Genomic DNA, 18908 nt, shown 5'->3' on the forward strand with positions numbered 1-18908 from the left:
ACCTCCTCTTATGTTAAGATCACAACTAGTGTTTGCGGAAGAACGACATCTCATTCCGCATAAATACAGGAAAGTGAGTTGAAATTATGTTTAAAACGACTGCCGCAATCCTTATTGCCGCATGTCTCCTGTTGTCAGCATGTGGGGAGCAAGAAACACCTGCTACCGAAAACACCGCTTCTGAAAATGAAACGGTCTCCACTGGACCAAGCGAAGGAAGCAACACTTCAAACGCATTGGAAGATGACCAACCTTCGACTAAAGACAGCCTAGCGCAAACACAAGAACTAGAAACAGATCAAGAAACAACTGAGGAAAAAAAAGAACAACAAATTGAAAAGACGTATCATATGAATGAAAATTATTACATCAAACCCAATGATGAAAACAGAGAGAAGAAGGTCGTTCTTCTGACATTCGATGACGGCCCTAAGGAAGCAGAAATGATTAATGGATTAATTGATACACTTGACAAGCATAATGCCAAAGCTATATTTTTCGTTAATGGATATCGTGTCAAGAGTCATCCGGAATTGCTAAAGCTTATCTACGAACGTGAGCAGATTATTGGTAACCATGCTTGGGATCACGAGGATCTCAAAAAAATGTCCGCTGCAGAAGCTGCCAAGCAGGTAACGGATGTTCAACACATCGTCAAAGAAACCATTGGTGTGGAGCCTGAATTCTTCCGTCCTCCCTTTGGTTCTGGTAATGACGCTTTGAAGGAAACCGTTAAACAACATGGCATGTTATACATGACTTGGTCCAACGGTTCACTGGACTGGGACAAGAGCACTCAGAATAAACCCGATAAAGTCGTTCAGAATGTGCTTGATCAATTAAACCCCGGAAGCAATATATTGATGCACGAACTTCCTTGGACGGTAGAAGCCCTAGATGATTTGTTAACGAAGCTGGAGAACAAGGGCTATTCTTTTGTTGACCCTCGTTTGATAGAGCTCGAAGCCAGATGAAAATATAGATAAACAGCCCTGATCCATATAGATCAAGGCTGTTTTATTTTGTTTTTATCGATTTTAAAGTAATCTTGTGCATCTCAGCTGGACAGCATAACCTGAGCGGCAAATGATTCGTTCCATAACCTCTGCTGACGAGCATTTTGCCATCTGGATCACCGTTCATCCGTTTCAAGGTGTACCATCCGTTCGACACATTACGGTAAGCTTGGTTAAGGAAAATCGGTCCAAGAAACGGGATCACAAGTTGTCCCCCGTGTGTATGCCCACTTAAGATAAGATCAGCATAATCATGAACACTCTTCGCCTGAAGCGGATCGTGAATTAATACAATCAAGCAATCATTTCTGTCCTTCTCCGTTAGGTGATTGCTAAGTTCACGAGACCGATAATCCGCTCCAGCCAGCTTAATACTGGAATCCCTCTTTTGAAGAAACACAACCTGATCCTGCAGAAGCCGAACCCCGGTTTCCTCAAAAATCCGTGCCAACTGAGCCGTCCCTGCATGTTTGTCATGGTTTCCATAAACCGCATATGCAGGTGCGATATTGGTCAGCAGTTGCATATTGCGTCTGACGATGGACCATGAAATTCCCTTTTCCGCCACATCTCCACCTATCAGAACCCAGTCTACCTGGCCCAATAGTGGTTTAATGTGCTCCTCCCTCAATCTCCTCTTATGGAGGTCAGATATATACAAAATGACGCTTCCATCGAACGAATGGGGTAAGGCGTTTATTTCAACATCATCCTCCACGACCCGGTGAAGGTGCGCTTCACGCCACATATGCACGATCAATATGAAAACCACCATCAACACATATGCGAACCAGACCATCGTTACCAAGGCCAAGGAAGAAATGTGTTTAGTGGCGGAGCCCCTTTTATGCCCCACCAGACCAGGCTGATCGTGAGTAAAACAAAAATTATGATGAGCGAATTGACAAACCGTTTACTTAACCGCAATCGGCGAGAAGGATGAAGCTCAGTCCGGGTAGGAAGTGAACCTGCTTCCGTGACCGTTTCATCGGTCGCTTTTTGCGGAGATTTGGAACGTGCCGGAGCCCGGCTGGGGAGCACTGGGCTTTCCAGTGCTGATGCATACGACTTGCGTTGTGATCTTGGTACGGATACGGTGGACAATGAAGCCCCCGCCCCCTCCAGTGCAGCAGCCGGCTCAGCAACCAAGTTGACTTGAGGTGCCGTAGTCCGCTCGGTCTTCTCTGTTTTGTCCGAGTGGCGGTGGCGCTGACTGCCATATGTCTTCATTCTGCTTAATTGCTGGTTCATGATCCCCTCCGAAAACGTATCGCTAATCCGGACACCAAATCAATAATAAAGTGACATAATATCGGCGCCCACAATGTGCCGGATTGCAAATAAATCCAACCCAATCCATAGCTAGAAACAAATACCCAACCTGTAGGAATCCAGTGGCGAAGATATCGAATATGAATTACTGCAAACAATATGCTAGTCCAGTAAGGGCCAATGGCATGCTGTATGGCTCCGCGAAACAATAATTCTTCACAAATAGCGACAATAGCTGCTATACATACGATATGCCAGATGGGGCGTGACCTGAACAGCATATCATTGATTCCTCCGTCATCCATGCTCTCCTGAGGAATAACATAAGACAGGACCAAATCCATGACGAGCATAATGCCTGCAAGACCAAGCCCCCACCAAATAAAATGAACACTTTCAGGCCAAGCAAGCACGTCGAACAGATTGCGCTTCTGCAATAAAATCCACACAACTCCAATGATCAGAGTTAAACCTTGTGTAAAGTATAGATTGATCAGAAGCAAGCGCTCGGTAAGCTGCTGCGGTTCAGCCCTCTGAATCTTGAACTTGGAAAATTTTGATTTTTTCATTGCCTGCGTCTGTCCTCTTACTAGATATTTGATGGATAACCTACTTGGCTGCCCAATCGGATAGTATACTAAATGATAGCCAAAAATCCAAATTGGTTCAAGACCTGCCTCAGGTCCTGGTTCCCTACCCTTTGTTACCCGAATTTCACTCTCATCGTAACGTCTGATTTGATTTTTTGAATCTTGAATTTTTTTACGACTTTCAATTATATGAATTAAGCATTTTTCATAGTAAACCGCTGATAAATGAACCTAATCCCAGTCATCTGCATTAAAACTTTTATGCCTATTGACATGGTCATGTTAGCCATGATACATTATGAAAAAATTAGTCACGTTAAACACGATGATGGAAAAAAGATGTTGCTTTGTTCTTACAGAGAGCCGATGGATGGTGCAAATCGGTGGCAGGCAATGGATCTTGAGCGTTCCTGAGTTATTGCATTGAAATTGGAGTAGGTGCAATCGGTTTAGAGCCGTTATCCTCTTCGGTCTTTATTGACCGTGAAGACTGTCGTTGCGAAGCGGCAGTGAATTAGGGTGGTACCACGACAACTCTCGTCCCTTATTGCGCAAGCAGTATGTGGATTGAGAGTTTTTTGATTTATTTTTAGGAATATACGTGGGTTCACCCTATTATTACACCCCTCTCCTCTGCTGCGACACCGCGTTGTTGGGCGGAAGGATGAATCCGGTTTTAAGGAACACCTCATTGCAGAGGTAAGTCCTTGACGATATAGATACACATACTAAGGAGGAAGAAACCATGTACAAAGTGTTAGTATCGGACCCAATCAGTGATCTGGGTATTCAGCAACTGGTGGATGCAAATGATGTTGTAGTTGAGAAAAATACCGGTCTTAGTGAAGATGAGCTTGTAGCTATTATTGGTAATTATGACGCCCTTCTTGTTCGTAGCCAAACTCGTGTCACTGATCGTATTATGGCCGCTGGAACCAATCTCAAGGTCATTGGCCGTGCAGGGGTTGGGGTGGATAACATTGACCTGGAGGCTGCCACTCAACGCGGTATCATCGTTATTAATGCGCCGGATGGTAATACCATCACGACATGTGAGCATACATTTGCCATGATGATGGCATTGGCACGTCACATCCCACAGGCATACGCCAAAACCATTCAAGGTACATGGGATCGCAAGACCTTCCTGGGTGTGGAACTCAGAAATAAAACTCTGGGTGTACTCGGAATGGGACGAATCGGCAGTGAGGTAGCGAAACGCGCCAAAGCCTTTGGTATGGATATTCTGGCTTATGACCCATTTCTGACTCAAGAACGTGCTGAGAAACTGCAAGTTAAACTGGCTAGCGTGGATGACATCATTCGCAATGCTGACTTTATGACCGTACACACTCCATTGACACCTGAAACTCGGCACATGATCTCCCGTGCACAATTTGAAATCATGAAAAAAGGTATGCGCATTATCAACTGTGCTCGTGGCGGAGTCATTGATGAAATGGCCCTTGTGGAAGCAATTGATGAAGGTATTGTTGCAGGTGCTGCATTTGACGTATTTGAAAGCGAGCCACCAGCACAGGATCATCCATTCCTGAACCACCCAAGTATCATCGTTACGCCACACCTTGGAGCTTCCACCGTGGAAGCACAAGAAAATGTTGCGATTGATGTATCGGAGCAGGTACTTCATATTTTGCGGAATGAACCGTTCAAAAATGCTGTGAACATGCCAGCCGTTGCACCAACCGTGATGAATAAACTCCAGCCGTATTTTAAGCTGGGTGAAACCCTGGGTAGCTTTGCAGCCCAAATTACACAAAATGCCGTGCAAGAGATTCGAATTGACTATGCAGGGGACCTTTCAGAAGTGGATACGTCGCCACTCACGCGTTACATTGTTAAGGGTATTCTCGCCAGACATCTGGGCGGAGAAGCAAATATCGTTAACTCCATGCATCTGGCCAAAACTCGTGATCTGAATGTAGTTGTAAGCCAAACATCTGCAACTAAAGGGTTTACTAACCTCATTACAGTTACGTTGGTAACGACACAGGAAGCGGAGGAACGCCGTGTAGCCGGAACGCTCCTTGCAGGTTACGGAGAACGGATCGTACGCCTGGACAAATTCCCGGTTGATATCGCTCCAGAAAGTCACCAAATTTTGATCTCCCATAACGATAAGCCAGGTATCATCGGACGGGTAGGTACACTGCTTGGTCAAAATGATGTCAACATCGCATCCATGCAAGTGGGACGGAAAATTATCGGCGGTGCTGCCATCATGATTCTGACCGTGGATAAAGCAGTTCCAAAAGATGTCCTTGTCCAGCTTACAGGTCTGCCTGAGCTTAATACAGCTGTTGAAATTGTTCTTGAATAGATGCCACATCGTGCATAGATAGTCAAAAGAGACGAACCCAGAAGGGTTCGTCTCTTTTGTTGTACTTAGCTTAATCGAATAATGTTAAGTGTGGCACCTGGAGGTGATAATACTGCTGTTGCAACCAAACCAAACAATTGCAGTTGAATGGTCGATCCAGCTGTGACGGTAATAATAAAGTCTGTTCCTAACTGACTAAGTGAAAGTACGGGCGAGATTACACTTGGTGGAACCACAGCACCGTTCAGCAGTATCCGAGATTGGACAGCGAGCGCTGCAGTAAGATTGATTTTGTAACTAATATAATAACGTCCTGCCGAAGCGAGAGTAAACGTATCATTAGTTCCATTTACGGTAATTCCGGTACCAATGTTTTGATTATTAGGCAGAGGTACAGCCGTCCCGCCCAAGATAACAAGTATTGTACCATTTGTATTCTCTGCATAAGAAGATGCTGCTGTAACTGAAGTTCCTGTGGCACCTGTTGCCCCAGTGGTACCGATACCTGTCGCACCTGTCTCTCCAGTTGCACCTGTAAGTCCCGTTGCACCCGTTACTCCAGTTGTTCCTGTCGCTCCGGTACTTCCAGTTACACCTACACCGGTAGCCCCTGTTGCCCCAGTACTTCCCGTAATGCCTATTCCAGTAGCTCCTGTTATACCGGTTTCTCCTGTTGCTCCAGGTATCCCTGTCGCTCCGGTACTTCCGGTTACACCTACACCAGTAGCCCCTGTTGCCCCAGTACTTCCCGTAATACCTATTCCAGTAGCTCCTGTTATACCGGTTTCTCCTGTTGCACCAGTTATACCTGTCGCTCCGGTACTTCCAGTGGCACCTGCACCAGTAGCCCCTGTTGCCCCGGTACTTCCCGTTATGCCTACTCCAGTAGCTCCTGTTATACCGGTTTCTCCTGTTGCACCAGTTATCCCTGCCGCTCCGGTACTTCCGGTTATACCTAAGCCAGTAGCTCCTGTTACACCAGTCGCACCAGTTTCACCTGTTAAACCTGTGATGCCTGTAAGTCCAGTAGCCCCTGTAACGCCAGTCGCGCCGGTTATTCCGGTTACTCCAGTTTCACCTGTACCACCCGTTACTCCAGTTGATCCGGTAACCCCCGTTGCCCCTGCACCTGCTAGTAATGTGTAATCCGCGGAGGTTCCTGGTGTCCCGGTCGGTCCTGCAACATTCGCAATATACGTACTGCCGTTAAACGTAACTACCTGACCTGCTGGATATGTTGGAGCCACGGCTGGATCAAATGGTACCACTCCGCTCAAACCGATACCTGTCGCACCCGTGATACCTGTTGCTCCTGTCGCTCCAGTTTCACCTGTAATACCTGTGACACCTGTAAGTCCGGTTTCCCCTGTAACTCCAGTCGCTCCAGTGAGCCCTGTGGCTCCGGTTTCACCAGTTGCACCTGAGACTCCTGTTGCTCCGGTAACACCCGTTGCTCCTAAACCTGCCAGTAATGTGTAATCTGGGGAGGTTCCTGGTGTCCCGGTCGGTCCAGAAACATTGGCAATATACGTACTGCCGTTGAATGTAACCACTTGACCTGCCGGATACGTTGGAGCCACAGCTGGATCGAAAGGTACCACTCCACTCAAACCGATACCCGTCGCACCCGTGATACCTGTTGCTCCTGTCGAACCAGTTTCACCCGTAAAACCTGTGATGCCTGTAACTCCGGTCGCCCCGGTTATCCCCGTGAGGCCTGTTGCTCCAGTCTCACCTGTACCTCCCGTAACTCCAGTCACTCCAGTTATTCCAGTAACCCCGGTAGCTCCTGCACCGGCTAACAACGTGTAGTCTGCAGATGTCCCCGGTGTTCCGGTTGGGGCTGCAACATTGGCAATATACGTGCTGCCGTTAAACGTGACTACCTGGCCCGCTGGGTACGTTGGAGCCACAGCTGGATCAAATGCTACCACGCCGCTCAAACCGATACCTGTCGCACCAGTGATACCTGTAATTCCTGTCTCACCTGTAACACCTGTCACTCCAGTTGCTCCTGCGCCTGCCAACAACGTATAGTCTGGGGATGTCCCCGGTGTCCCAGTTGGTCCAGAAACATTGGTAATATACGTACCACCGTTAAACGTTACCACTTGACCTGCTGGATACGTTGGAGCCACAGCTGGATCAAATGCTACCACGCCGCTCAAACCGATACCTGTCGCACCCGTGATACCTGTAATTCCTGTCGCCCCTGTCTCACCTGTAGTACCTGTGATGCCTGTAAGTCCGGTAGCCCCTGTAACTCCGGTCACCCCGGTAGCTCCTATACCAGCTAACAACGTGTAGTCTGCAGATGTCCCCGGTGTTCCAGTTGGGGCTGCAACATTCGCAATATACGTACTGCCGTTGAACGTAACTACCTGACCCACTGGGTACGTTGGAGCCACAGCTGGATCGAATGCTACCACGCCGCTCAAACCAATACCCGTTGCACCCGTTATTCCCGTGATACCTGTTGCTCCAGTTTCACCTGTAACACCTGTCACTCCAGTTGCTCCTGCACCGGCTAACAACGTGTAGTCTGCAGATGTGCCTGGTGTTCCGGTTGGGGATGCCACATTCGCAATATACGTACTGCCATTGAACGTAACTACCTGGCCCGCTGGGTACGTTGGAGCCACAGCTGGGTCAAATGGTACCACGCCGCTCAAGCCAACACCTGTCGCACCCGTGATACCCGTAATCCCTGTTGCCCCAGTTATACCTGTGTCTCCGGTAACACCGGTGACCCCAGTCAAACCAGTAACGCCAGTAGCCCCTGCTCCCGCCAGTAATGTGTAATCCGGAGAGCTACCCGGTGTTCCCGTTGGTGCAGCAACGTTGGCAATATACGTGCTTCCGTTAAACGTAACCACCTGACCGGCAGGGTACGTTGGAGCCACAGCGGGATCAAATGGTAAAATTCCACCCAAACCCACTCCTGTAGCCCCGGTTATGCCCGTTGCCCCAGTGCTGCCCGTTATACTCACACCCGTTGCTCCGGTTACTCCTGTCGCCCCTGCTCCTGCTAACAACGTGTAGTCCGGAGATGTCCCTGGTGTTCCCGTTGGGGATGCAACAGTAGCGATATACGTACTTCCGTTGAACGTGACCACTTGCCCTGCTGGATATGTCGGTGCAACGGCTGGATCAAATGGCAAAATGCCGCTTAGTCCTACTCCTGTCGATCCTGTTGGTCCTGTAGCTCCGGGACTTCCTGTGCTTCCTGTTATACTTACACCTGTTGCACCAGTAACTCCTGTAGCCCCTGCTCCAGCCAATAACGTGTAGTCCGGGGACGTTCCTGGTGTTCCCGTTGGGGATGCAACAGTAGCAATATACGTACTTCCGTTGAAAGTAACGATCTGACCGGCTGGATATGTCGGTGCAACGGCTGGATCAAATGGCAAAATGCCGCTTAGTCCTACTCCTGTCGATCCTGTTGGTCCTGTAGCTCCGGGACTTCCTGTGCTTCCTGTTATACTTACGCCTGTTGCACCAGTAACTCCTGTAGCCCCTGCTCCTGCTAACAACGTGTAGTCAGGAGATGTCCCTGGTGTTCCCGTTGGGGATGCAACAGTAGCGATATACGTACTTCCGTTGAACGTGACCACCTGACCGGCTGGATATGTCGGTGCAACGGCTGGATCAAATGGCAAAATCCCGCTTAGTCCTACTCCTGTCGATCCTGTTGGTCCTGTAGCTCCGGGACTTCCTGTGCTTCCTGTTATACTTACGCCTGTTGCACCAGTAACTCCTGCAGCCCCTGCTTCAGCCAACAACGTGTAGTCCGGAGATGTCCCTGGTGTTCCCGTTGGGGATGCAACAGTAGCAATATACGTACTTCCGTTGAAAGTAACGATCTGACCGGCTGGATATGTCGGCGCAACGGCCGGATCAAATGGCAAAATTCCAGTTAAACCTGCTCCTGTTGCTCCCGTAGGTCCTGTTAAACCAGTAGGCCCTGACCCCGCAAGCAATGTATAATCTGGAGATGTATTTGGCGTTCCTGTCGGAGATGCCACATTGGTAATATAAGTACTACCGTTGAACGTAACCACCTGTCCCGATGGATATGTCGGCGCTGCAGCGGGATCAAATGGCACCGATCCTTCCAGCCCTACGCCTGTTGCCCCAGTCGTGCCAGTTACTCCCGCACTCGCAAGTAATGTGTAATCCCCTGAAGTTCCTGGTGTCCCCGCTGGAGATGCCACATCCGTAATATATGTTCCACCTGCATAGGTTACAATTTGCCCGGAAGCATACGACGGAGCAAGCGCTGGATCAAAAGGAGCAACGCCTGTTAAACCTGCACCCGTTGCTCCCGTAGCACCAGTTGTTCCACCCGATAACAATAACGTAAAATCTGGCGAACTTCCCGGGATACCCGTTGGACTATTTACATTAGCTGCATATAAATTCCCATCATAACTGACGACTTGGCCTTGAGAATAACTTGGCCCTTGTGCCGGATCATACGTCGTTACATTATTAAACCCTACTCCAGTTGGTCCTGCTGGACCCTGAGCACCTTGTGGTCCAGCGGGGCCAATCGGACCTACGGGACCTGCTGGACCTACCGGGCCTGCTGGACCCGCTAAGCCCGCCTCTCCAGGAGGCCCTGCCGGCCCCTGTACTCCAGGCACACCGGGCACTCCGGGTACTCCGGGCACCCCCGGTGGACCAGCAGGTCCGGTTATCCCGGACGAACTAATTCCTATGGTTGCACGGCTAAGTGCTATAGACGTATCCCTAATCAATCCTACAAGCTTATCTTTCTCTGGCGGGGGCACCTCAAGCAACAAAGTCACACTCAACAGATCATCAAGCAGATTCTGCAAGTTGCCAGACAAATTGATTAACGCAACAGGTACGACCTCCGAAGCTGCAATGGTTAATTCCAATACCGCTTGGAGCTCGGCTTTTACGCCAGCACGAAAACCTGACTCGTTAACAAAAGTAAGTACATTCCTTAATCCTGACTGCAGCGCAAGGATATTAGCAGCTGTAGGCTGACTAACTGCAGCGGGAATTGTGATTGCCAAAGATTGAAGTAACGTTTCAAATTGCTCCTGCTCACTTGTTGTTATGGGAATGAAGGGCGATCCCGCCCTGAACGATCTACCTTCCAAAAAAGCTTTGATATTTACCCGTTTACGCCTATCGGACATGCGTTATCCAATCCTCCTTTGACTACCTTGTTTTTCAAGCTTATGTCACGTTGGAGGGAAAATTATCTTGGACAATATAATTGTTTCGTTAATTTATCAACTTTTATATGTTCCACGTTGAACAAGATTAAACGGTACACTTCAACAAAAAAACACCCTCCTCAGGAGGGTGTTTCCACAATTTTCGTATGAAATCCGGCTATTTCGGGGAATTCACCGGAAATTGTAATATAAACTCTGTACCTTCGCCAAGCGTACTGTTCACATGAATGATACCATGATGTGCATCAACGATATTTTTAACGATCGCCAGACCCAGTCCAGTACCCACACTTTCTCCACGAACCCTAGCCTTATCCGCTTTGTAGAATCTTTCAAAGATAAATGGCAGATCCGAGGTAGGAATACCCGCACCCTCATCCTTAATCGACACTTTAGCCATAGACGTTCGATGATCTCCAGCCAATGTGGCCGCAATAATGACATTTTTGTCGGGTGGTGTATGACGAAATGCATTATCAAGCAGATTGGTAAATACCTGTTCGAGACGATCCTCATCAGCCTGCTGAAGCATAATGCTAGACTGACTACATTCAAAATGAAGCCGGATATCCTGTTCTTTGGAGCGTACGGAGAATTTCCGGTACACCCGTTCCAGAAGTTCAACCAAATCGACTTCCTTCATCGCCATATCGGTATGCCCCGCTTCCATCCGGGCCAGATCAAGCAGATCCTTGACAAGTCTACCCATACGCAGTGACTCATCATGAATGACCTGAATCAATTCTTCGCTTTCCTCGGGGGAAGCTGCCATGCCATCCAGGAGAGCTTCACTGTAACCTTGCATCATGGATAACGGCGTTCGTATTTCATGAGACACGTTGGCGACGAAATCACGACGCATTTTCTCCAAACGAACCTCTTCTGTCACATCACGCAGAACGGCAACCGCACCTCGAACAACACTATCTGCATATAGAGGTGTCATCTGAACAGACCACACGCCCTGCTGAACATGCACATTCGAGCTCTGATCCCCGCCATGCTCCATAACCAGTTTGAACAAAGGAATCAGCGGTTCAGGAACATCCCGGGAATACACATCCCCATTGTTTACTTCCTGCCCCTCTTCGTCCTGTGCCCAATCCAGGTCACACCAAGCCTGCATGATCTTCTCCCCTGGAGGATTCGTCAGAATAACCTTACCTTCACCATCAAAAGTAACAACGGCATCCGTCATGCTACGAAGCACACTTGCCAAATGCTCCTTCTCATGGTTCAGGTTCCGAATGTTGTCCTCCAGTTGAGCAGCCATGTGATTAAATGTGTTAGCCAGTTCACCAATCTCGTCGCTAGTCACGAGAGAGAGCCTAGTCCCGTAATTTCCTTTGCGAATTGCATTGGCTGCCTGAATCAGCTGCTGCATCGGCTGCGTGATCTTCGTGAACAGAAAGAGGGCGAAGAATGTCGTCAAACTGAACCCGATGATACAGACATACGTGAACAGGCGTTTGATGTCTCTGGACTCCGACTCCGCAAAGTTTGTATCGATATACGGCAGCAAAAAAAGACCCAGCGCGATGAGCACACAGCCCACGAGACATATAATCGTAATCCATAATTTCCCGACCAGTGATCTCCAGAAATTGAAACTATTTCGGTACTTCCAGTTTATAACCCACACCCCAAACTGTCGTAATCATAGCCGCCGATTCAGGCGACACCTTGTTCAGCTTTTCACGAAGACGCTTGACGTGTGTATCCACGGTGCGGAGATCACCGAAAAACTCGTAATTCCAAACATCCTTGAGCAATTCCTCTCTGGAGAACACTTTGTCCGGAGAGGTCGCCAGGTAATGTAATAACTCATATTCTTTTGGTGTAAGACTTATCTCTTCCCCACCAGCGGTTACCCGATGAGCGTCATGCTCAATAACCAGATGAGGGAATACGATATTGTTGCTTGAATTACTTTCTTTGGACAGATATGCAGTTGCTGAAGAACGACGGAGGATTGCCTTTACCCGATAAATCACTTCACGAGGGCTGAAAGGCTTCACCACATAGTCATCTGCGCCTACTTCAAATCCTTGAACACGATTAATCTCTTCACCTTTTGCAGTAAGCATCAATACCGGAGTCGATTTCACCTGACGAAGACGAGTGCACACTTCGACACCGTCCATGCCAGGCAGCATCACATCGAGCAAAATCAGGCCATAATCTCCAGCTGTTGCTTTTCGTAATGCTGTCTCGCCGTCTTCCGCTTCATCAATTTCATATCCTTCTTTTTCAAGATACATTTTCAAAAGTCTGCGGATCCGTTCCTCATCGTCCACGACCAGTATCCGGTTCTCATGTTCTGCCATTCCACTCCAGCCCCTTTGCAATAACTCCAATCACTTCTATTATGTTCGATCTGGCGAACAATATTTGAATGCCCACTTTTAATGCAGGGGCCATGCATGGTTTCATGGATTTTTCACCAATACTTTAGCTTAACTGCCTATCCTAGTCGGCTCCTGCATAAGAGTGCAGTCCAGCAATGATCAAGTTCACACCTACCAGCGTAAACATGACAACCAGGAATCCGAGCACGGCAAGCCAGGCAGATTTTCGGCCCTGCCACCCTTTGGATAAACGCAAATGCAGGTACACACTATAATAAAGCCATGTAATCAATGCCCACACTTCTTTGGGATCCCAGCCCCAGAAACGGCTCCAGGCAATCTGAGCCCAAATCATGGCAAAAATTAATGCCCCTAAAGTAAATATCGGAAAACCGATGGCGATCGCACGATAACTGATTTCATCCAAATCATCAGCATCAATGCCGTCCAGCATAGGTTGTAGTGCCTGTCCAAGCGGTCTTCTTACGATTAATCGTATAATTCCGTAGAGAATCAAACCTACAATCAATGACCAGACTACCGTATTCAATTTGCGTCCGGCGTTAACTCCGTTCATCCAGGATGGCGTCTCAAGTAGAGGTTCCTTCATCCCAAGAAACGGTGTCATACTCTCCACTTCACTCTGATAAGGTGCAAAAATTGGAGGCATGCGATAAATCACTTTCTCTATTGTACTATCTTCCTGTACCTCTGTGTCAATGCTGGCCGTTTTCTGGACAAAAACCGCCTCGTACCCCGTCGCACGAAAGGCAAATACGGTTCCAATAAACCCGATTACAACGACAATCGTAACGAAGGTAAACTCCACCCAGCCCCGCTGACGTCTGGACGATTTGTCTTTCCCGCTGAAATCAACGGTACGGAGCAAATACATGAAGCCTGCTGCGAATCCAACCGCGAAGAAGGCTTCACCCAGGGCAGCAAGCGTTACATGAATTTTAAGCCAAATCGATTGCAATGCGGGGATTAAAGGCTGTACTTCCTGTGGGAATACGGCGGCATATGCCATAATAATAATGGTAAGTGGTAATGCAAACAGTCCAAGCAATGATTTTCGATAGATGGCATATACCACAATAAATGCGACCATGATCATCATGGATAAAAAAGTCATGAATTCATACATGTTACTGACAGGGATGTGGCCTGCTCCAGCCCAGCGCGTAAAAAAGAAAACGAAATGCGCCGCGAGTGCAACGATTGAAGCGATAAATGCTCTTTTCCCCCATCTGGCTACATGAGCCTGAGGATCTCGATTACTCCACTTCTTGCCCATAACAGCAATACCGTATAACAAAAATGCAGCACAATAGAGAAAAAAAGATACAATAAATGCGTCGCTGCTGAAATCCAATAAACTCATCCTTGGTTCCCCCCGTTATCCAACGACTTCTCATCCACTTCAAGATTCATCTGTTTTAACACGGCTGATACTTCACGCCTGAAGCCAAACCAGTTTTTGTTGGTGTGTCCTCCCAGCGTGAGCTGACCATCATCAATTCGGATCCAGATACGACGGTGATGCCAGTAGAAGCCCATGACCAATCCCAACATCACAATTCCGGCTCCAACCCAGACAAATGGCATTGCCTTATCTACACGTATATTCAGATAACTTACGGATTGGATGATATCAACCTTATCCATGCTGTCCACTTCAAGCTGCAGAGGAATTTCTCCCCCTATCAGCTGCTGGTTTATTGAATCCTGGCGAAAACGCTGTTTATCCACCTGTTTTGCGAAATAAAGATATTGAATGCCTTCCTCAGGCAGCTCCGGTCCTTTGATTACAAATAAAAAGGCTGGTGCATTAGGTGAAGGCGATAAGGATTTGGGCTGACCGTTTTCATCAAGTCCAAAATCCATAAACTTGTCTTTTACGGTAAGTGAGTATGGACCTACCTCGAAGGATCGCTCTGTATCGACCATGTCAATCTGGAATGAACCGTACTTCTCCCCTGTTTTGGCATCGACCAAATCAGGAGTTACCGAGCGAATCGTAGGCGTAAGGTCATAATCGAACTGATACGCTTTCAACCCATGATAGTTTAATGGATGATTCACCCTTACATCATGCCGGGCAACCTCATTTAATTGAGGCTTCTTGGATAGATCCGAGCAATCAGCGGTGCATTCATAGAGCACAACTTTGGTTTCGAACAGTTTTGGAACAATTTTATTCAAATTGCGAAACTGCTCTGGAACTTCCTCTTCACTGTAAAATTCAACATTGAACTGTTCATTTTTCAAGTACATAGAGGTATTAGGGATTTTCTTGATCTCGCCTTCCGGAAAGGCAACATGCTCGTCCAGATTCAGTCCGGGAAGGCCACGGGCCAACACAGCCAGAAGAAAAATAATTAAACCGATGTGAATGACATAGGGTCCCCACCGGGCGAATCGTTGCTTCTCGGCCAGCAGCGCACCTCCCTCTGTATGCACTCGATATCCTTTCTTTTTAAGCGGCGTAACCGCTTTCGTAATCCATTCTTCTGCCCCCTCTTCAATGGGACCTTGGTATACCAGACGCTGCCTCGTTAGAAACTGCATGTGTTTACGGATTTTTTGCTTGTTGAGTGCCTTATAGAGCGGAAGCACCCGATCTAAACTGCATATGACGAGTGAAGCCCCGATCATAACAAGCAATAGGATGAACCACCAGGATTCGTATGTATGGGACAGACCCAGCAGGTAATAGATATGGCCCAACTGTCCATAGGTTTCTTTGTAATACACAGATGGATCAATGTTGAGAAACGTACTCTCTTGAGGGTAGATGGTTCCCAACATGGACCCTACAAGGGTAAATACAATCAGATAGACTGCAATCTTCACGGATGAAAAAAAGTTCCACACACGATCAATGATATTCGGATTGCTGCGCTGCGAACGACGGGCCCTGCCATCATAGCGCATTTCCAGAACTTCTTTCGATTTAGCCTCAGCTTCGAGCAGCGGTTTACCGCATGCTTCACAGAGTACGGTACCGACCGGGTTCTGATGTCCACATTCACATTTGGTATTCTGGAACACGACTAGACCTCCTGTCAGGGCTGCTTCGCCAGTTGTGAAATTTGAGCGTCAAGCGTATCCAAATCAAGTTGACCGATATGAATGGTAGAGATTTTGCCTGTATTTGATACGAAAAAGGTTGTAGGCATCGGCGAGATTCCGAAATCCCGAATCGAAGTTTTGTCCCGGTCGAGCATAATCGGAAAATTGACGCCCACCTGACGAACAAAATTATCCACGGTCATCTGATCTTCTCCAGCATTAATGCCGATAAATTGAACACCCTGATCTTTCCACTTGTTTGCTTGAGCTTGAAGCGCTGGCATCTCTTTCACACAGGGCTCACACCAAGTGCCCCAAAAATTGATCACCATGGCCTTACCTTCATATTCTTCAGACGTATGCACTTGACCATCCAGGCCCAGCAATTCAAAAGAAGGAGCCTTGTCCCCTTCTTTCGGCTTGCCATTCGAGCCGGATACCGATGTGGTGATCGCATATCCGCCCAACACCAGGATCAATAACAAAATGACGATTTGCACCGTTCTTCTTGATTTCCCCATGTGCTGCTCCCCTTTGCAGTGACTGATTCGTAATTGTTCATTGTCTCTCCCAACTGTGAACATCCTATGAACAATTATAGCGAATTTCGTCACAAAACTGCGGCGGTTTTATGAAAATTATGTGTCCTCAGATTACCTTTTTTTCATTTTTTTGGCGGGTTCCGATTTTGCGAGGGTAATCAGGTTATTGACTTCCTCTTTGGTCAAATTACGCGTCAGTCCCCGTTTAAGGTTTTGCAGCAAAATGCCACCAAAGGAGATCCGTTTCAAGCGCGTTACCGGATGGTTAATCGCCTCGAACATACGTCTTACCTGGCGGTTACGACCTTCGTAGATGGTAATGGAAATGACAGCTTCATTGTTAGCTGTGTCCACATCCTTGTACTCCACCTCTGCCGGAGCCGTCATCCCGTCATCCAGCATAATGCCTGTCTTTAATTTCTCCAGGGCAGTACCATGCGGAACGCCTTTAACCGTTGCCAGGTACGTTTTGGGTACATGGTGTTTAGGGTGCGTCAGCAAGTGAGCGAACTCACCATCATTGGTCAAAATGAGCAGACCCTCTGTGTCGTAATCCAGTCGTCCCACCGGATATACACGTTCTTTGACACCTTTAAGATAGTCGGATACAATTTTCCGTCCTTCCGGGTCAGATGCACTCGTGATCACACCTTTGGGCTTGTTCAACATCAAGTACACTTTCTTTTCACTGCGAATCGGTTTTCCATTAACCGTAATCATATCCTCTTCGGGGTTCGCTTTTGTACCCAGTTCGGTTACGACCTCCCCGTTAACTTCCACTTTGCCGGACAGGATCAGTTCCTCGCTCTTGCGGCGCGATGCAATACCTGCCTGTGCGATAATTTTTTGTAATCTTTCCATGTTTGTCATGTCACCTCACACTAATGATACCCATCAAGGCGGGAAATCACAAGGATAATCCAAGGAAAATGTAAACAGGAGGCGATAATGCCCTTTTTCAGCCAAGATCTCGTGCATATTTAATTAAAAAAGCCCATCTTCCCAATTCCTGCACCGTGACAGGAACGTTGAAGATGAGCATGTTTAGTTTTTGTGAATATGTATATTCACTTGACGTTAACGACAAGGGTTAACTGGTTACCTTGCCTGCGACAGCAATCTGTTTCTTGGCAGGTGATGTAGCTTCTTTGATGAAAGACTGCAATGTTTTCGACGTAATATAATAGGTTTTCCCGCCATATACAAACGTCATCATACCAATGACCCGATTATTCTGATCGAGAACTGGCCCCCCGGAATTGCCTTGTGCCATGGCTTTCACAATACTGCCAATTCCCTTTTTGCCCGGCACATCCGAAGCTTGGCTGCTGTATACCCTGCTTTTGGCAATCGTATTATAGGTTGAAGGAAACTCTTCGTCCAGCAGCACTAGATCACCGGCAGGATTTTTCGGAAATCCAATCGTATATACAATCTGGTTATCCCTCGCGCTTGCAAACGTAACCGGTTCTGCATCCATGTCCTTGTCCAGCTTCAGCAAGGCCATATCTGTGACGGGGTCTGTTTTGATAATCTTTGCTTTGATGGGGCGTTCCAAGTGACCTGGACTCGCTACGGTTAACGTACCTTCGTCGCCATCCTTCAGTTCGGCAAACTCCTGAACGACATGGTAGTTGGTCAGAACTTCATCCTTGGAGATCAGTATGGAAGTCCCCACGTCATAGTAAACCATATCCGGCTCATCCTGTTTGACCAGACGGACGTTCACCACAGGGAATGAATCTGCAGTAACGGCCATTTGTGCACGCAGTTGTTTGTCAAAGTAACCTGTAAAATGAATCGTATTGACCGCCTGAGCAGCCGCCATGCCTGTCTGTCCAGCAAGCAAAGAAACAGCAATGATGCTTGACATACCTAAGCGGAGCATTTGTTTTATCCTTTTATGCATGTGTCACTCTCCTCCTCCGCTACCATTCTAGCATATCTATTATATCGGAAGGAGAGTCGATAAATTTTAACCAAAAACAATCAAACAAATAGCCAGTGCGGCGATAAAACCGACCAAGTCAGAAAACAACCCAACTTTGAGAGCATATCGGCCATTTCGTATGCCAACGGCTCCAAAATATACGGTCAGTACATATAAGGTTGTATCTGTGCTCCCTTGGATTGTGGAAGCCATACGTCCGATCATGGAATCCGGGCCATATGTTTTAATTAGATCCGTTGTAAAAGCAAGAGAGCCTGTCCCGGTTAATGGACGTAATATGCCGAGTGGCAGTACTTCTCCGGGAACGCCCATCCAGGATACAAGCGGAGCGAACAGACTGATAACATAATCCAGTGCGCCTGAAGCCCGGAAAACACTGATGGCTACCATCATTCCCACCAGATGCGGGATAATGCTGATCGCTGTGGAAAATCCATCTTTTGCTCCATCAACAAAGGATTCATATACCGGAACTTTTTTAGTAAACGCATATAAGGGAACGAACGCGATAATAACCGGAATGGCCCAGACGGAAATCCAGTTGATGAAGGTTAACATGA

The 18908-nt window shown here is 47.6% G+C and carries 14 protein-coding genes and 1 other annotated feature; of the genes, 2 read left to right on the forward strand and 12 right to left on the reverse strand.

All coding sequences use genetic code 11. The annotated features are described in order from the left end of the window. The first annotated feature begins 86 nt into the window (after positions 1 to 86). Positions 87 to 974 (forward strand): polysaccharide deacetylase family protein, encoded by an 888-nt coding sequence (locus tag GUA98_RS18850; RefSeq protein WP_153979203.1) that lies wholly within the window; start codon positions 87 to 89, stop codon positions 972 to 974. Positions 975 to 1017: 43 nt separating this feature from the next. Here the strand turns inward: GUA98_RS18850 and GUA98_RS18855 are convergent, their stop codons facing one another. Genes GUA98_RS18855 through GUA98_RS18865 form a run of 3 tightly spaced genes read right to left on the reverse strand, consistent with a single transcriptional unit; the run spans position 1018 to position 2857 of the window. Beyond that, a complete protein-coding gene (locus GUA98_RS18855; RefSeq protein WP_227779818.1) occupies positions 1018 to 1830 on the reverse strand; it encodes a metallophosphoesterase in 813 nt (270 codons plus the stop codon). Continuing rightward, positions 1818 to 2267 carry a hypothetical protein gene (locus tag GUA98_RS18860; protein WP_193724096.1) on the reverse strand — a complete coding sequence of 150 codons (450 nt, stop codon included), beginning with the start codon at positions 2265 to 2267 and terminating at the stop codon, positions 1818 to 1820. The genes GUA98_RS18855 and GUA98_RS18860 overlap by 13 nt, the downstream gene beginning before the upstream one ends. After that, positions 2264 to 2857 (reverse strand): type II CAAX endopeptidase family protein, encoded by a 594-nt coding sequence (locus GUA98_RS18865; RefSeq protein WP_153979206.1) that lies wholly within the window; start codon positions 2855 to 2857, stop codon positions 2264 to 2266. The genes GUA98_RS18860 and GUA98_RS18865 overlap by 4 nt, the downstream gene beginning before the upstream one ends. 337 nt (positions 2858 to 3194) lie before the next feature. Next, positions 3195 to 3426, forward strand: a binding site (T-box leader). A 197-nt stretch (positions 3427 to 3623) separates the two neighbouring features. Here GUA98_RS18865 and serA point away from each other — a divergent pair. Beyond that, a complete protein-coding gene (serA, locus tag GUA98_RS18870; protein ID WP_153979207.1) occupies positions 3624 to 5219 on the forward strand; it encodes a phosphoglycerate dehydrogenase in 1596 nt (531 codons plus the stop codon). Between the two features lie 65 nt (positions 5220 to 5284). Here serA and GUA98_RS30185 read toward each other — a convergent pair whose 3' ends face one another. From GUA98_RS30185 to GUA98_RS18915, 9 genes are all read right to left on the reverse strand, one after another. After that, positions 5285 to 10390 (reverse strand): BclA C-terminal domain-containing protein, encoded by a 5106-nt coding sequence (locus tag GUA98_RS30185; protein WP_193724097.1) that lies wholly within the window; start codon positions 10388 to 10390, stop codon positions 5285 to 5287. Positions 10391 to 10589: 199 nt separating this feature from the next. After that, positions 10590 to 11987, reverse strand: coding sequence for an ATP-binding protein (locus tag GUA98_RS18880; protein ID WP_193724098.1), 1398 nt, complete (start codon positions 11985 to 11987; stop codon positions 10590 to 10592). A gap of 55 nt (positions 11988 to 12042) precedes the next feature. Beyond that, positions 12043 to 12759, reverse strand: a complete 717-nt coding sequence (locus tag GUA98_RS18885) for a response regulator transcription factor (protein ID WP_017687664.1) — start codon at positions 12757 to 12759, stop codon at positions 12043 to 12045. Between the two features lie 142 nt (positions 12760 to 12901). Then, positions 12902 to 14164 (reverse strand): cytochrome c biogenesis protein CcsA, encoded by a 1263-nt coding sequence (gene ccsA / locus GUA98_RS18890; RefSeq protein ID WP_193724099.1) that lies wholly within the window; start codon positions 14162 to 14164, stop codon positions 12902 to 12904. Continuing rightward, positions 14161 to 15834, reverse strand: a complete 1674-nt coding sequence (locus GUA98_RS18895) for a cytochrome c biogenesis protein ResB (RefSeq protein ID WP_127537968.1) — start codon at positions 15832 to 15834, stop codon at positions 14161 to 14163. Before GUA98_RS18895 ends, ccsA begins: the two co-directional genes overlap by 4 nt. A 14-nt stretch (positions 15835 to 15848) precedes the next feature. After that, positions 15849 to 16376, reverse strand: a complete 528-nt coding sequence (locus GUA98_RS18900; RefSeq protein WP_193724100.1) for a redoxin domain-containing protein — start codon at positions 16374 to 16376, stop codon at positions 15849 to 15851. A gap of 132 nt (positions 16377 to 16508) precedes the next feature. Then, positions 16509 to 17258, reverse strand: a complete 750-nt coding sequence (locus GUA98_RS18905) for a pseudouridine synthase (RefSeq protein WP_095290531.1) — start codon at positions 17256 to 17258, stop codon at positions 16509 to 16511. A gap of 229 nt (positions 17259 to 17487) precedes the next feature. Continuing rightward, on the reverse strand, positions 17488 to 18306 hold the full coding sequence (locus GUA98_RS18910; protein ID WP_153979211.1) for a S1 family peptidase: 819 nt from the start codon (positions 18304 to 18306) through the stop codon (positions 17488 to 17490). Positions 18307 to 18372: 66 nt separating this feature from the next. After that, positions 18373 to 18906 carry a spore maturation protein gene (locus GUA98_RS18915; protein WP_095290528.1) on the reverse strand — a complete coding sequence of 178 codons (534 nt, stop codon included), beginning with the start codon at positions 18904 to 18906 and terminating at the stop codon, positions 18373 to 18375. Between the last annotated feature and the right edge of the window lie 2 nt (positions 18907 to 18908).

Origin of the sequence: Paenibacillus sp. P13VS (genome assembly GCF_015143645.1) — a bacterium.
Lineage (GTDB): Bacteria > Bacillota > Bacilli > Paenibacillales > Paenibacillaceae > Paenibacillus > Paenibacillus xylanilyticus_A.

Bases quoted from the DNA above. Each gene is read 5' to 3' on its own strand.
- GUA98_RS18850 (WP_153979203.1), top strand. From the start codon at position 87: ATGTTTAAAACGACTGCCGCAATCCTTATTGCCGCATGTCTCCTGTTG.
- GUA98_RS18860 (WP_193724096.1), bottom strand. From the start codon at position 2,267: ATGAACCAGCAATTAAGCAGAATGAAGACATATGGCAGTCAGCGCCAC.
- GUA98_RS18865 (WP_153979206.1), bottom strand. From the start codon at position 2,857: ATGAAAAAATCAAAATTTTCCAAGTTCAAGATTCAGAGGGCTGAACCG.
- serA (WP_153979207.1), top strand. From the start codon at position 3,624: ATGTACAAAGTGTTAGTATCGGACCCAATCAGTGATCTGGGTATTCAG.
- GUA98_RS30185 (WP_193724097.1), bottom strand. From the start codon at position 10,390: ATGTCCGATAGGCGTAAACGGGTAAATATCAAAGCTTTTTTGGAAGGT.
- GUA98_RS18885 (WP_017687664.1), bottom strand. From the start codon at position 12,759: ATGGCAGAACATGAGAACCGGATACTGGTCGTGGACGATGAGGAACGG.
- ccsA (WP_193724099.1), bottom strand. From the start codon at position 14,164: ATGAGTTTATTGGATTTCAGCAGCGACGCATTTATTGTATCTTTTTTT.
- GUA98_RS18900 (WP_193724100.1), bottom strand. From the start codon at position 16,376: ATGGGGAAATCAAGAAGAACGGTGCAAATCGTCATTTTGTTATTGATC.
- GUA98_RS18905 (WP_095290531.1), bottom strand. From the start codon at position 17,258: ATGGAAAGATTACAAAAAATTATCGCACAGGCAGGTATTGCATCGCGC.
- GUA98_RS18910 (WP_153979211.1), bottom strand. From the start codon at position 18,306: ATGCATAAAAGGATAAAACAAATGCTCCGCTTAGGTATGTCAAGCATC.
- GUA98_RS18915 (WP_095290528.1), bottom strand. From the start codon at position 18,906: ATGTTAACCTTCATCAACTGGATTTCCGTCTGGGCCATTCCGGTTATT.